Source organism: Mycobacterium novum (assembly GCF_010726505.1).
GTDB lineage: Bacteria > Actinomycetota > Actinomycetes > Mycobacteriales > Mycobacteriaceae > Mycobacterium > Mycobacterium algericum.
The window spans coordinates 2,157,369-2,171,077 of record NZ_AP022562.1 but is presented as its reverse complement, the minus strand read 5'-3'; the positions used below and the strand labels follow the sequence as shown (position 1 = coordinate 2,171,077).

Annotated in this window: 10 protein-coding genes and 1 pseudogene; 7 read left to right on the top strand and 4 right to left on the bottom strand. The window is 69.6% G+C overall.

What is annotated here, in order from left to right; translation table 11 throughout:
- Positions 1 to 185 precede the first annotated feature (185 nt).
- From G6N19_RS10070 to G6N19_RS10040, 7 genes and pseudogenes are all read left to right on the top strand, one after another.
- Positions 186 to 584, top strand: coding sequence for a helix-turn-helix transcriptional regulator (locus G6N19_RS10070; RefSeq protein ID WP_013831082.1), 399 nt, complete (start codon positions 186 to 188; stop codon positions 582 to 584).
- Positions 585 to 647: 63 nt separating this feature from the next.
- A complete protein-coding gene (locus G6N19_RS10065) occupies positions 648 to 1,316 on the top strand; it encodes a DUF6474 family protein (RefSeq protein ID WP_013831083.1) in 669 nt (222 codons plus the stop codon).
- Positions 1,313 to 1,999: a YcnI family copper-binding membrane protein gene (locus G6N19_RS10060; protein WP_158019523.1), complete on the top strand. Its 687-nt coding sequence runs from the start codon at positions 1,313 to 1,315 to the stop codon at positions 1,997 to 1,999. Before G6N19_RS10065 ends, G6N19_RS10060 begins: the two co-directional genes overlap by 4 nt.
- Positions 1,996 to 2,541: a copper resistance CopC family protein gene (locus G6N19_RS10055; RefSeq protein ID WP_041319143.1), complete on the top strand. Its 546-nt coding sequence runs from the start codon at positions 1,996 to 1,998 to the stop codon at positions 2,539 to 2,541. The genes G6N19_RS10060 and G6N19_RS10055 overlap by 4 nt, the downstream gene beginning before the upstream one ends.
- 226 nt (positions 2,542 to 2,767) lie before the next feature.
- Positions 2,768 to 3,178, top strand: a pseudogene (locus tag G6N19_RS10050) (nucleoid-structuring protein H-NS); the annotation flags it as partial.
- An 8-nt stretch (positions 3,179 to 3,186) separates the two neighbouring features.
- Positions 3,187 to 3,660 carry a ribonuclease E activity regulator RraA gene (gene rraA, locus G6N19_RS10045; RefSeq protein WP_013831087.1) on the top strand — a complete coding sequence of 158 codons (474 nt, stop codon included), beginning with the start codon at positions 3,187 to 3,189 and terminating at the stop codon, positions 3,658 to 3,660.
- 13 nt (positions 3,661 to 3,673) lie between these two features.
- On the top strand, positions 3,674 to 4,402 hold the full coding sequence (locus G6N19_RS10040; RefSeq protein WP_193466248.1) for a YggS family pyridoxal phosphate-dependent enzyme: 729 nt from the start codon (positions 3,674 to 3,676) through the stop codon (positions 4,400 to 4,402).
- Positions 4,403 to 4,406: 4 nt separating this feature from the next.
- Here G6N19_RS10040 and G6N19_RS10035 read toward each other — a convergent pair whose 3' ends face one another.
- The 4 genes from G6N19_RS10035 to G6N19_RS10020 form a co-directional block, all read right to left on the bottom strand.
- Positions 4,407 to 5,876 (bottom strand): flavin-containing monooxygenase, encoded by a 1,470-nt coding sequence (locus tag G6N19_RS10035; RefSeq protein WP_041319147.1) that lies wholly within the window; start codon positions 5,874 to 5,876, stop codon positions 4,407 to 4,409.
- Positions 5,877 to 6,022: 146 nt separating this feature from the next.
- Positions 6,023 to 8,812: a hypothetical protein gene (locus G6N19_RS21575; protein ID WP_193466247.1), complete on the bottom strand. Its 2,790-nt coding sequence runs from the start codon at positions 8,810 to 8,812 to the stop codon at positions 6,023 to 6,025.
- Between the two features lie 351 nt (positions 8,813 to 9,163).
- Complete coding sequence (locus G6N19_RS21570; RefSeq protein WP_269473696.1) at positions 9,164 to 11,671, bottom strand: PE family protein; 2,508 nt, start codon at positions 11,669 to 11,671, stop codon at positions 9,164 to 9,166.
- Between the two features lie 500 nt (positions 11,672 to 12,171).
- Entirely contained in the window at positions 12,172 to 13,641 is a 1,470-nt protein-coding gene (locus tag G6N19_RS10020; RefSeq protein WP_193466245.1) for a flavin-containing monooxygenase, read from the bottom strand.
- Positions 13,642 to 13,709 lie beyond the last annotated feature (68 nt).

Here is a 13,709-nt window from a genome sequence, read left to right as displayed (position 1 = left end):
CCGGCGGTGCCGTCGGCGAACGCACCACGCGACGGCGCGCTGAATATCAAGATCGGATTCGCTGCGGAATCACCCTTGGTTGTGTGGGTATCTATGGCTACGATGATCAGCAAATCATTAGACGTGACGGCTCCCCCCTCGCCGACCGCCTGTCGACCACTTGCCGCCCCTTGGAGGTCCTATAGATGAGCGCGACTTTCGCTGTCCGCTTGAACCGCCTTTTCGATGTGGTCTATCCCCCCGGCCGGGGACCGCACACGTCCGCCGAGGTGATCGCGGCGCTCAAGGCGGAAGGCATCACCATGTCGGCTCCCTACCTGTCCCAGCTGCGCTCGGGAAACCGGACGAACCCGTCGGTGGCCACCATGGCCGCGCTGGCCAACTTCTTCCGGATCAAACCCGCGTTCTTCACCGACGACGACTACTACGCCAAGCTGGACGCCGAATTGACGTGGCTGGACAGCCTCCGTGATGACGGGGTGCGACGAATCGCCACCCATGCCGTCGGGCTCTCGCCGGAGGCCCAGGAGGACGTCCTGGCCCGCATCGACGAGCTGCGCCGCAAGGAGCACCTCAGCGCCTGAGGCGCCGGCACCGTGATTAGGGTGGCTTGATCGGTTCCAGCGAGACACCGGGAGGCGGCCGCGATGGGCCTGTTCAGAAAACGTAAGAGCCGCGCGACCCGGCGCGCCGAGGCACGCGCCCTGAAGGCCGGGGCCAAACTCGAGGCGCGACTGGCGGCCAAGGGTGAGGCCAAGCGCTTCAAGGCCACCCAGCGCGCGGAGGCCCGCACGCTCAAAGCGCAGCTCAAGTCCGAACGGGACCGGGACCGCGCCGCACTCAAGGCGGCCGAGAGTCAACTCAAGGCGGCCCGCGAGGGCAAGCTGCTGTCGCCGGCCCGGATTCGCCGGACTCTGACGGTGACCCGGATGCTGGCGCCTATCGTGGTCCCGCTAGTATACCGGGCCGCCATGGCGGTCCGCGGCTTAATCGATGAGCAACGGGCCGAGCGGCTCGGGGTGCCGCTGGCCCGCATCGGCGAGTTCCCCGGATCAGGAAAGAACGAAGCCCGGTTGTCGGCGCGGATCGCCGGAGCGGAAAGGACGCTGCGCATGGTTGCCGACCGCAAGCCCAAGGACTCCGAGACCCGGCAGTTCGTCACGGCGATCACCGAACGGTTGGGCGATCTCGCCACGGCGGTGACCGCCATCGAGACCATGCCGGTCGATCGGCGTCGGGCCGCCTCGGCGTCGATCAGCGGGCAGCTCGACGGCATCGACGCCGATCTGATGGCCCGGCTGGGGCTGCCATCATGAGCCGCATGAACCCGGCGATCCGCGCGTGGGCGCTGTCGGCGGCGATCGCCGTGGTCTCCTTCGCCGGCGCCGCGCCGGCGTGGGCGCATGTGCACGCCAGCAGCCCTGGCGCCGTGCGCGGCGGTGTCGCGATGGTGACCTTCGAGGTCCCCAATGAGTCACCGACCGGTTCTGCCACCACCGAACTCACCGTGACGCTGCCCGACGTGGCCTCGGCGCGCACCGAGACCCAACCGGGCTGGACGGCCCGGTTGGACCGCGACGCCGAGACCGGAGCGGTGCGATCGGTCACCTGGACGGCCACCGCCGGTGGAATCGGCGCCGATCAGTTCGGCCTGTTCCGGATCGCGATGAAGCTGCCCGACGCCGACTCGGTGGACTTCCCCTCCGCGCAGCGTTACGCCGACGGCACCGTGGTGCGCTGGGATCAGCCGCCCCCGCCCGGCGGCGGCGAGGCGGAGCGCCCGGTGCCCACCTTGCAGTTGGCGGCCGGTCCGGCGTCCGCACCCGAGCACCACGCGCAGCACCCGCCACCGGCCGTCTCGGCCGGGCCGGCGCAGACCCTCCAATCCGAGGACGATGCGGCCGGCCGCGCGGACAACCCGGCCCGACTGCTAGGTGGCGCGGCACTGCTGGTCGCCGCGGTGGCCGCGACCCTCGCACTGGGCCGGCGCCGGGCATGAGGGGGGTCCGGCGCGTCACGCTGGCGGGGATGTTCGCGCTGACCATGCTGTTTCCGCTGCTGGCGGTCCCCGGGGTGGCTGCCGCGCATGCGGTGCTGGTCGCGGCCGACCCGGCCGGGGGTGCCAAGCTGACGCGCGGGCCGGAACGCGTCAGCGCCACCTTCAACGAGCAACTGCAGACCGCCTTCGCCGCCATGACCGTGGTCGGGCCCGACGGGCGCCTGTGGTCGACCGGTGAAACGCAGGTTCGCGGTGCGGTCGCCAGCGTCGCGGTCCGTCCCCTCGGGCCGGTCGGCACCTACACCGTCAACTACCGCGTCACCTCCGCCGACGGTCATGTGGTGTCCGGCTCGTGGCCGTTCCGGCTGACGGTGGCCGGCAACGGCGAACCCGGCCCGGCCGTCACCGACCACGCCGACGCGCCGGCGCCGGTCCCCCGGCGCGACCCGGACTCGGGTGATGACCTGCCGATTTGGCCGTTCGTGGCCGGCGCGGTGGCGCTCGTCGCGGCTGGTCTGTGGCTGAATCGGCCACGATCCTGACCGCTGTCCGTCGGTGAACCACCGCCGGATACTGGCATGATGGGCGAAGTTGCCGGTGTCGCCGAGTTGATCCGAGACGAGAACCCGCCAGAGGAGCTGCCGTATGACCGACCCGCAGGGCCAGCCCGACCACGAATCCGCCGCCGTACCCGAGCCGGCAACCCCGGCCGAAGCGGCACAACCGGCCGAGCCGGCACAGCCGGCCGCAGCCGAACCCGCCGCACCGGCCACGCCGCCTGAGCCAGCGCAGCCCGCCGGAGCCGACCGGCCCGCCGAGCCGCCAGCCAAGAAAGCACCCGCCAAGGCCGCCAAGAAGACCCCGGGCAAGGCCGCCAAGAAAGCGCCGGCAAAGGCGGCCAAGAAGGCCCCGGCAAAGAAAGCCCCCGCCAAGAAGGCACCCGGCGCGGTTCCCGCACCGGCGGCCCGGCCGGCCGACACCAACGGTTCTGGCCGGCTGGCCGACGGCGCCAAGGAAACGGCCGCCCAGGCGAAGTCGACGGTGGATGCGGCGCGTAACCCGCTCACCCCGTCGGCGCCGTCGCCGAGTCGGTCACCCGGTGCGGTACTGGCCGCCGGCGTCCTCGGTCTGCTCGGGCTGCTGCTGATCCGCCGGCTGCTGCACGCGCGCCGCGGCTGAGCTCCCCGGTGAGCGCAGCCTTCCGGCCGACCGCCGACCTCGTCGACGACATCGGCGCCGACGTGCGCAGTTGCGACCTGCAGTTCCGCCAGCTCGGCGGCCGGACCGAGTTCGCCGGCCGGATCAGCACCGTGCGCTGCTTCGAGGACAACGCACTGGTCAAGTCGGTGCTGTCCGAACCGGGCGATGGCGGGGTGCTGGTGATCGACGGCGCCGGTTCGCTGCACACCGCGCTGGTCGGTGACCTCATCGCCGAGTTGGCCCGCAGCAACGGGTGGGCGGGCCTGATCGTGCACGGCGCGGTGCGTGACGCCGCGATGCTGCGCACGCTCGACATCGGGGTCAAGGCATTGGGCACCAATCCCCGCAAGAGCACCAAGACCGGGGCCGGGGAACGCGACGTCGTCGTCGAGCTCGGCGGTATCGCATTCGTACCGGGCGAGATCGCCTACAGCGACGATGACGGCATCGTCGTCGTCTAGATCCGGCGCCACGATGGACGACAGCCTGCGGTCACGGTGGGAACGGCTCCGGGAGCGGGTCGACGACGCCTGCCGCGACGCCGGGCGTGATCCGAACGATGTCGACGTGCTGCCGGTGAGCAAGACCTTCGGCCCGGAGCTGATCCGGGAAGCCGTCGGTCTGGGCCTGCGGCGGTTCGGTGAGAACAAGGTTCAGGAGATCCGGGACAAGTACGAGCCGCTGGCCGACTGCGGGATCGACTGGGTGATGATCGGGCATCTGCAAACCAACAAGGCCGGGATGGTGGCGCGGTTGGCCACCGAGGTGCAGTCACTGGACCGGTCCAGGCTGGCCGCGGCGTTGGACCGGCAGTTGCGCGCCGCGAACCGTGCCATTGACGCGCTGGTGCAGGTCAAAACCTCCGACGAGCCGAGCAAGTACGGCCTGGATCCGGCGCAGCTGCTGCCGTTCCTCGATGAGCTGGCCGACTACCCCACGCTGCGGGTGCGGGGCTTGATGACCCTGGCGATCAACACTCCTGACCTCGACGAGGTTCGCCGCTGTTTCCGCCGGCTGCGCGAGCTCCGCGATGCCGCCGCCGCGCGCGGCCACGACCTGCCGCGGCTGTCGATGGGGATGAGCGGCGATTTTCCGCTGGCGATCGCCGAGGGCGCCACCGAGGTGCGGATCGGGACCGCGCTGTTCGGCGCCCGCCCCTACCCCGACTCCTACTACTGGCCCGAGGCAGGGCGGGCACCGTAAGCGATCAGGCCGCGACCGCGGCCTTGTGCTTGGTGAAGCGCAGCACCTCGTCGTCGACCTTGCCGCGCCGGATCAGTTGCAGATCCAGCAGATAGTTCTGCTTGAGCCGCCACGGCGCGCGCGAGCCGGCCTTGGGCAGATAGTCCAGCGCCCGCAGGACGTAGCCGGGGGTGAAGTCCATCAGCGGCCGGTCCTCGATGTCGGTGCCGGGCTGTCCCGGTACCACCGTGTCGAATCCGTGCGCATCCATGTGGTTGAGCACCCGGCAGACGAACTCCGACACCAGGTCGGCTTTCAACGTCCAGGACGCGTTCGTGTAACCGATGGTGAACGCCATGTTCGGTATGCCGGTGAGCATCAGGCCCTTGTAGGCCATGGTGTCGTGGAGCGGCACCGGGTCGCCGTTGCGCCGCACCTCGGCCCCGCCGAACAGCTGCAGGTTCAGCCCGGTGGCAGTGATGATGATGTCCGCCGGCAGTTCCTGTCCCGAACTGAGCTTGATGCCGGTTTTGGTGAATCGCTCGATGGTGTCGGTGACGACGTCGGCCTGGCCGCTCCGGATGGTCTTGAACAGGTCCCCGTTGGGCGCCAGACACAGCCGCTGGTCCCACGGCTTGTAGCTGGGGCCGAAGTGCTTCTCGACGTCATAGCCTTCGGGCAGCCGGCGCTTGGCCATGGTCAGCAGTGTTTTGCGCATGAAGGCCGGGAACTTGCGGGACAGTTGGTACTGGAAGGTGGCGAAGCCGATCGCCTTCCAGCGGTTGGCGACGTGGGCGGCGGCCGCCGGCAGCAGTTTGTTGGCCCGTTCGGCGAACGGGTCGACCAGCGGCAGCGAACCGATGTAGGTCGGTGAGCGCTGCAGCATGGTGACGTGACCGGCGCCGGCGTTGACCAAGCTCGGGATCAGGGTGACCGCGGTGGCGCCGGAGCCGATCACCACGATGCGCTTGCCGGCGTAGTCCAGGTCCTCGGGCCAGTGCTGCGGGTGCACGATGGTGCCATCGAAGTCTTCCGCGCCTTCGAACTGGGGCGAGTAGCCCTCGTCGTAGTTGTAGTAGCCGCTGCAGGCGAACAGGAACGAGCAGGTCAGCTGAGTCTGCTTGCCGTCGCTCTCCACGGTGACGGTCCAGCGGTTGTCGGCGTCGGACCAGTCCACGCCCACCACGTGCTGGCGGTAGCGGATGTGGGAGTCGATGCCGTTCTCGGTGGCCGCCTCTTTGATGTAGGCCTTGATCGAGGCGCCGTCGGCGATCGAGTGGGCCGAGCGCCACGGCTTGAACCGGAAGCCCAAGGTGAACATGTCGGAGTCCGAACGGATGCCCGGATATTTGAACAGGTCCCATGTGCCGCCGAGGTCGTCGCGGCGTTCCAGGATCGCGTAGCTCTTGTTCGGGCAGCGGTTCTGCAGGTGCCAGGCCGCGCTGATACCGGAGATGCCGGCGCCGACGATCACAACATCGAGGTGTTCAGTCATGGCGACAGACTATCAACGTGGTGTTGAGTGAGTCAACGGTGCGTTGAGTATTTCGACGTACTGTAGACAGCGGCCGGTCCGGAAACGGGAAGGCCCCACACGCGCGAGGCGTGTGGGGCTCTCCCACCTGGTGTATTGCCGCCGGACTACGGTGTGGTGCCGGGCGTGCCCGCGCTGCCGTCGGTGGCACCGGTACCGCCGGTGGCACCGGCGCCACCGTTGATCTCACCATCGTTGATGCCGATGGAGCCGGGTCCGGTGGGCAGGTCCGGCGTGACCACCGTGCCGCCGGCACCGCCGTCACCACCGGTGCCGTTGCCCGCGTCACCGACGCCACCGTTACCGCCGTTACCGCCGGCGCCGCCGGAGACATTGTTGACCGGACCCGACGTGCTCGGCGTGCCGTTGCCGATCGAGGAGGGCGGGGCGCCCGAGCCGGTCCAGCCCCAGCGGATGTCGCTGCCGTCGCCACCGCTGCCACCGTCGCCGCCGTCGCCGCCGGTGCTGCCTGCGCCGACACCGGCGCCGCCGTTACCACCGGCACCGCCCTGGCCGCCGTTGGAGCCGGCCGCGAAGTCGTCGCTGCCGCCGTTACCACCGGCACCACCGTTACCGGCGACATAGCCGTCGCCACCGTTGCCGCCGTCGCCACCGGCACCGGTGATGTTGGCCGGGCTGCCCACGTTGGTGTTCCCGGCGCTGTCGATGTAAGCGGTGTCGGTGAGGTCGCCCCCGCTGCCACCGTTACCGCCCGTGCCGCCGGCGCCACCGTTACCGGCGTTGCCGCCGGCACCGTTGGTCGTGCCGGCACCGGCCGCGCCGCCGCTGCCGCCGTCACCGCCGTCGCCGCCCTGGCCGCCGACACCGATGTTGTGCACCTGCAACGGGGACCCGGCGTCGTCGCCGTGCGTGGTGTAGCCACCGACGCCGCCGTCGGCGCCGTTGCCACCGGCCGCGCCGTTACCGCCGTTGCTGCCGACACCGTTCTCGCCGCCGCCGGCGCCACCGGCGCCACCGTTGCCACCCTGGCCACCGCTGCCGCCGGCCTGACCGTTGGCGGCGCCGTCGAAGGGAGCCGTCGTGCCCACACCGTCGGTGCCGGCCGCGCCGTCACCACCGATGGCACCGTTACCGGCCACGCCACCGTTGCTGTCAGTGCCTGCGGTGCCGTTGGCCGATGCACCGCCGGCGCCGCCGTTACCGGCGTTACCACCGCTACCGCCGTTACCGCCGTTACCGCCCGGGTCCACCGCGTTGGCGCCGGCACCGCCGTCGGCGCCATCGCCTGCTGCGCCCGCGTTACCGGCGGTGTTGGCCGCCAGCTCACCGGAGTCACCACCGTCGCCGGCGTCACCACCGTTACCACCGGAGATGCCGTTGCCGTTGCCGCCGTTGTCGAAGCTGCCGGCCGAACCGGCCACACCGCTACCGCCGGCCCCGCCGTCGCCGCCGTTGCCCCACTTGCCGCCGTTACCACCGGCACCGCCATTACCACCACTGGTACCGGCCGCCGCACCGGTGTCGGCGGCCGCGTTGTAACCGGCGCCACCGACGCCGCCGTTACCCGAGACGATCGGGGTGATGGTGCCATCGGCACCGGCCTGGCCATCGGCGCTGCCACCGTGGCCCTGACCACCCGCACCGCCAAGACCCGCGGTGTCACCGGGGTCACCACCGTTACCAGCGTCACCACCGTCGGGGTTGTCCGCCGTACCGGCCGCACCGTTGCCACCGTCACCACCGAGGCCCACATCGCCACCGGCACCACCGTTGCCGCCGACACCCCCGGCACCATCGGCGCCGCTGCCCTCGTGGTGCGCCGTACCGGCCGCACCACCGTTACCACCGACGCCACCGTTGCCGCCGGCACCACCATTGCCGCCGTCGGTCCCGTTGCCGTTGCCACCGTTGTCGAAGCTGCCGTCGACACCGTCGGCGCCGGTACCACCGGTGCCGCCCTTGCCGCCCTGACCGCCGGCACCACCGTTGCCGCCGTTGCCGAAGACCTCACCGCCGGTACCGCCGACACCGCCGTTACCACCGGCAGCACCCTCGCTGCCGGCCGTACCGTTTCCGTTGGCATCAGTCACACCCTGCAATCCCTGACCACCGATACCACCGGCGCCACCATTGCCACCGTTGCCGGTGTGCGGCCCGGCGTTACCGCCATTGCCGCCCAGACCACCAGCAGTAGCCGCGTAACCATCGGTGGCGTCCAGGCCCTGCCCACCGACACCGCCGTCACCGCCGTTGCCGATGCCCATCAGACCCATGCCGTCGCCACCGTTACCACCGGTCCCGGCCAGCACCACATTGCCGTCGCCGTCGACGAACGCGGCCCCGCCGTTACCACCGGTGCCGCCGTAACCCATGAAGCCACCACCGGCCCCACCGTCGCCACCGGTACCCGCGTAGTTGATTCCCTCGATCGTGATGATCGATCCAGCAGCCGCATCGCCACCGGCGCCGCCATTGCCGAAGAAGCCGGCCGCGCCACCATCAGAACCATCGATGCCATTGCCGCCGTCACCGAACCACAAGCCACCGTCTTGGGCCGCGATCAGGTCACCGTCGCCGTCGAGGTAGGCGTCCGCGCCGTTGCACAGCACGCCGCACGAGTCACCCATGGCGAACATCTGGTTCAGCGGGTCGAGCCACCAGTCATTGGCCGAGTTCTCGAGCATCGCCTGCATCGGGTCATAAATCGCCAAGTAAGCCTGGTCGTCGAAGGCCAGCCACGCGTCCGGGTCGCCCATCAACAAGCCACCCCAGTCGCTGAAGGTGAAGGCGGCGGCACCGGGAACGTCGGCCTCCGCGCCGAACCACGACAGCGGGTCCAGCCAGTCGAAGTCGAAGTCGGCTTGCGCCGGTGAAGCCGCTAACGGCGTCATCCCGAACGCCAAAAACGCCCCCACCGACGTCGCCGCACCAACCACCCGGCGACGCCGCTGGAGCCCCCTACCGCGATTGCGTTCCGACACAAGAAGCCCCTCTCCAGCTGTGAAAGCGCCACGTTGGCACGCGTCGCCGCTAATCAAACCTTAAGTCATTGTGTAGTTAACAATACATTTGTCCAGGATGTCTAATCTTGGCTAAAAGTGCCTGGATTTCGCCCTTCGTGCTTGATGGTGAACCATCTGGGGGGGGAGGCGCGTACCCGTGGTCCAGCGCGACTTACTGGCCTGGCGGCGACTACGGCAGAGTGGGGCGGCGGGTGCCGGCCGGGCGTGCCCCGAAACCAAGAAAACCCCACACACGCGGTGGGGTTTTCCTGGTCGTGCCGCAGGCTACGGCGTCGTGCCGTCCTGCCCCGCGCTACCGGGGGTCGAACCGGTGCCACCGGTGGCGCCGGCGCCACCGTTGACCGCATCGTTCGGCGTACCGTCCGGGTTGACCGACCCGGGGCCGGTGGGCAGGTCCGGGGTGACGACGATGCCGCCGGCACCGCCCTCACCGCCGGTGCCGTTGGCCGCGTCGCCGACGCCGCCGTTGCCGCCGTTGCCGCCGTGGGCGTTGTCCACCGGACCCGACGCGCTGGGCGTGCCGTTACTGAAGTCCGGAACGGTGTTCTGCCCGGTTCCGTTGAACGGCCCGTCGTAGCCCCAGCGGATGTCGCTGCCGTTGCCGCCGTTGCCGCCGGCACCGCCGTCACCGCCGGTGCTGCCTGCGCCGACACCCTCACCGCCGTTACCACCGTGGCCGCCCTGGCCACCGTTGGAGCCGGCCGCGAAGTCGTCGCTGCCGCCGTTACCACCGGCACCACCGTTGCCGGCGACATAGCCGTCGCCGCCATTGCCACCGTTGCCGCCGGCACCGGTGACATTGTTCGGGACGCCCGCATCGGAGTTGCCGGCGTTGTCCATGTAGGCCAGGTCCTGGAAGTTCGGTCCGGCACCGCCGTTGCCACCCGCGCCGCCGTCGGCACCGTTGCCGGCGATTCCCGCGGCACCGTTGGTCGTGCCAGCACCGGCCGCACCGCCGCTACCGCCGTGGCCACCGTTGCCACCCTTGGCACCCACGCCGACGTTGTGCCCCTGGAGCGGCTTGTTGTCGTTGATGCCGGTGCCCTGTTGCCCGTGGGTGGTGTAGCCGCCGTGGCCGCCGTCGGCGCCGTTTCCACCGGCCGCGCCGTTGCCGCCGTCGGTGCCGACACCGGTGGTGCCGCCGCCGGCACCACCGTTGCCGCCGTTACCGCCGGCCCCACCGTTACCGCCGGGGGTGCCGTTACCCGCGGGGTCGTTCCAACCCTCGCTTCCGACGCCGTCGGTGCCACGTGCGCCGTTGCCGCCGATGGCGCCGTTGCCGGCGATGCCACCGTCGCTGTCGGTGCCCGCGGTGCCGTTGGCCGATGCACCGCCGGCACCACCGTTACCGGCGTTACCACCGTTGCCGCCGTTACCACCGTCGACACTCGGGGTGGTGGCGTTGGCGCCGGCGCCGCCGTCGGCGCCGTTACCTGCTGCGCCCGCGTTACCGGCGGTGTTGGCCGCCAGCTCACCGGAGTCACCGCCGTTACCGGCGTTACCACCGTTACCACCGGAGATGCCGTTGCCGTTGCCGCCGTTGTCGAAGCTGCCGGCCGAACCGGCCACACCGCTACCGCCGGCCCCGCCGTCGCCGCCGTTGCCCCACTTGCCGCCGTTACCACCGGCACCGCCATTACCACCACTGGTGCCGGCCGCCGCACCGGTGTCGGCGGCCGCGTTGTAACCGGCGCCACCGACGCCGCCGTTACCCGAGACGATCGGGGTGATGGTGCCATCGGCACCGGCCTGGCCATCGGCGCTGCCACCGTGGCCCTGACCACCCGCACCGCCAAGACCCGCGGTGTCACCGGGGTCACCACCGTTACCAGCGTCACCACCGTCGGGGTTGTCCGCCGTACCGGCCGCACCGTTGCCACCGTCACCACCGAGGCCCACATCGCCACCGGCACCACCGTTGCCGCCGACACCCCCGGCACCATCGGCGCCGCTGCCCTCGTGGTGCGCCGTACCGGCCGCACCACCGTTACCACCGACGCCACCGTTGCCGCCGTTGCCGAAGACCTCGCCGCCGGTACCGCCGACACCGCCGTTACCACCGGCAGCACCCTCGCTGCCGGCCGTACCGTCACCGTTGGCGTCGGTAACGCCCTGCAAACCCTGACCACCGATACCGCCGGCGCCACCGTTACCACCGTTACCGGTGTGCGGACCGGCGTTACCGCCGTTGCCACCCAGACCACCAGCGGTAGCCGCGTAGCCATCGGTGGCGTCCAAGCCCTGCCCACCGACACCGCCGTCACCACCGTTGCCGATGCCCATCAGACCCATGCCGCCACCGTTGCCACCGGTCCCGGCCAGCACCACGGTGCCGTCGCCGTCGACGAACGCGGCCCCGCCGTTACCACCGGTGCCGCCGTAACCCATGAAGCCACCACCGGCCCCACCGTCACCACCGGTACCCGCATAGATGATGCCTTCGATGGTGACGGTTGAGCCGACGGCCGCATCACCGCCGGCGCCACCGTTGCCGAAGAAGCCGGCCGCGCCGCCGTCGGAGCCGTCGATGCCGTCACCGCCGTCACCGAACCACAAGCCACCGTCTTGGGCCGCGATCAGGTCACCGTCGCCGTCGAGGTAGGCGTCCGCGCCGTTGCACAACACGCCGCAGGAGTCACCCATGGCGAACATCTGGTTCAGCGGGTCGAGCCACCAGTCATTGGCCGAGTTCTCGAGCATCGCCTGCATCGGGTCATAAATCGCCAGGTAGACCTGCTCATCGAAAGCCAGCCACGCCCCGGGCTCGCCCATGAACAACCCACCCCAGTCAGCGAACGTAAAGTCAGCCGCCCCGGGCACCTCAGCCACCGTGTCAATCCCAGCCGTGTCAAACCACGAGAACGGGTCCAACCAGTCAAAGTCAGCCTGCGCCGGAGCCGCCGCCAACGGCGTCATCCCGAACGCCAAAAACGCCCCCACCGACGTCGCCGCACCAACCACCCGGCGACGCCGCGATGGGATCCCCCGAACCTGACTGCTTTTCGACACGACGTCCCTCTCCGCTGCGATTGCCGCGCCCCCTTGCGGACGCTTCTAACGTGGCGCTAAGCCGGAGCGAAGCTAACAAGGGCCGGATGCATGTCCATTTAAATGGTCTTATAGACGCTTGTAGTAGCCACTCGTTTCGCCGGAAGGCTACCGAAGAAGGGTTGTGATCTGCCGTATGAACTGCATGAATAGCTAAAAGTGGGCTGCGTTACACCGACGCGTCGGTGGTGACAATCCTCATATATCGGCCGTGATTCGGGACATTATTCCATTGTTATAGACGAACGTCGAGTGAATAGCAGATGTCCGTCATCGACTTTGGCGCGCCTGAGCAGTGCTGAGTCCAGCAGATAGTTGTCGTGCAGTCGCCATGGACGGTGCGAGCCGGCCCGCGGCAGCTGACTCAACGCGCGCAGTACATAACCGGAGATCTGCGTCACCAGCGGACGGTCCTGCACGTGCGGGTCGGGTTCGCCCGGGATGACGGTGTCGAAACCCCGAGAGTCCATGTAGTTGAGCACCCGGCAGACCGACGCCGACACCAGGTCGGCCTTCAAGGTCCACGACGCGTTGCTGTACCCGACCGTGAAGGCCAGGTTGGGCACGCCGCTGAGCATCATGCCCTGGTAGGCAACGGTGTCACGCGGGCTGATCAGCTTGCCGGCGCGGCTGATCTCGGCACCGCCGAACAATCGTAGGTTCAGCCCGGTCGCGGTGACGATCAGCTCCGCCGGCAACTCCTCGCCGGAACTCAACCGAATCCCGGCCGGGGTGAACGTCTCGATCTCATCGGTGACCACATCGGCCCGGCCGGCACTGATCGCGGCGAAGAAGTCCCCGTCGGGAGCCAGGCACAACCGTTGATCCCACGGCTGATAGCTCGGGCCGAAGTGCTTGGCGACGTCGAAGCCCGCGGGCAGGCGGCGCCGGGCCATCGCCATCAACGTCTTGCGCATGAAGTTCGGGAAGCGCCGGCTCACCTGGTAGACGCCGACCTGTCCCACGATGTAGCCCCACCGATTGGCCATCGCGGCGAGCCGCCTCGGCAGCAGCCGGTTCGCCCAGCGCGCCACCGGATCGACCGAGCGCAGTAACCCGATATAGCCCGGGGATCGCTGGACCATGGTGACGTGGCCCGCCCCCGAGGCGACCAGCGCCGGCACCAGCGTCACCGCGGTGGCACCGGAGCCGATCACCGCGATCTTCTTCCCGGCATAGTCCAGGTCCGTCGGCCAGTGTTGCGGGTGGACGATTGGTCCGGCGAAGCTCTCGGCGCCCGGGAACTCCGGCGCGTAGGCCTCGTCGTAGTCGTAGTAGCCGCTACAGGCGATCAGAAAGCCGCAGCGGATCTCGACCGTCTCGCCGTCGCGCTCGACGGTGAGCCGCCACGCGGCCTCGGCGTCGCTCCAGTCGGCGGCGATCAGGCGGTGGCCATAGCGGATGCGTTCTGCGATGCCGCTCTCGGCGACGGTCTCCCGCAGGTAGTTCTTGATCGTTGCGCCATCGGCGATCGTGGTGTCGGCAGTCCACGGTTTGAACCGGAAGGCGAAGGTGAACATGTCCGAGTCGGAACGAATCCCCGGATACCGGAACAGATCCCAGGTGCCGCCCAGATCGTGACGGCGCTCCAGGACGGCATAGCTCTTTGACGGGCAGTGCCGCTGCAGATGCCACGCCGCGCTGATCCCGGAGATCCCCGCGCCGACGACCGCGACGTCGAGGTATTCGGACACGGGCGATTAGCGTAGTCAACGGACGACCGGCCGCAAGCTCTCGACATAGTGTCGATTTTGTCGACACC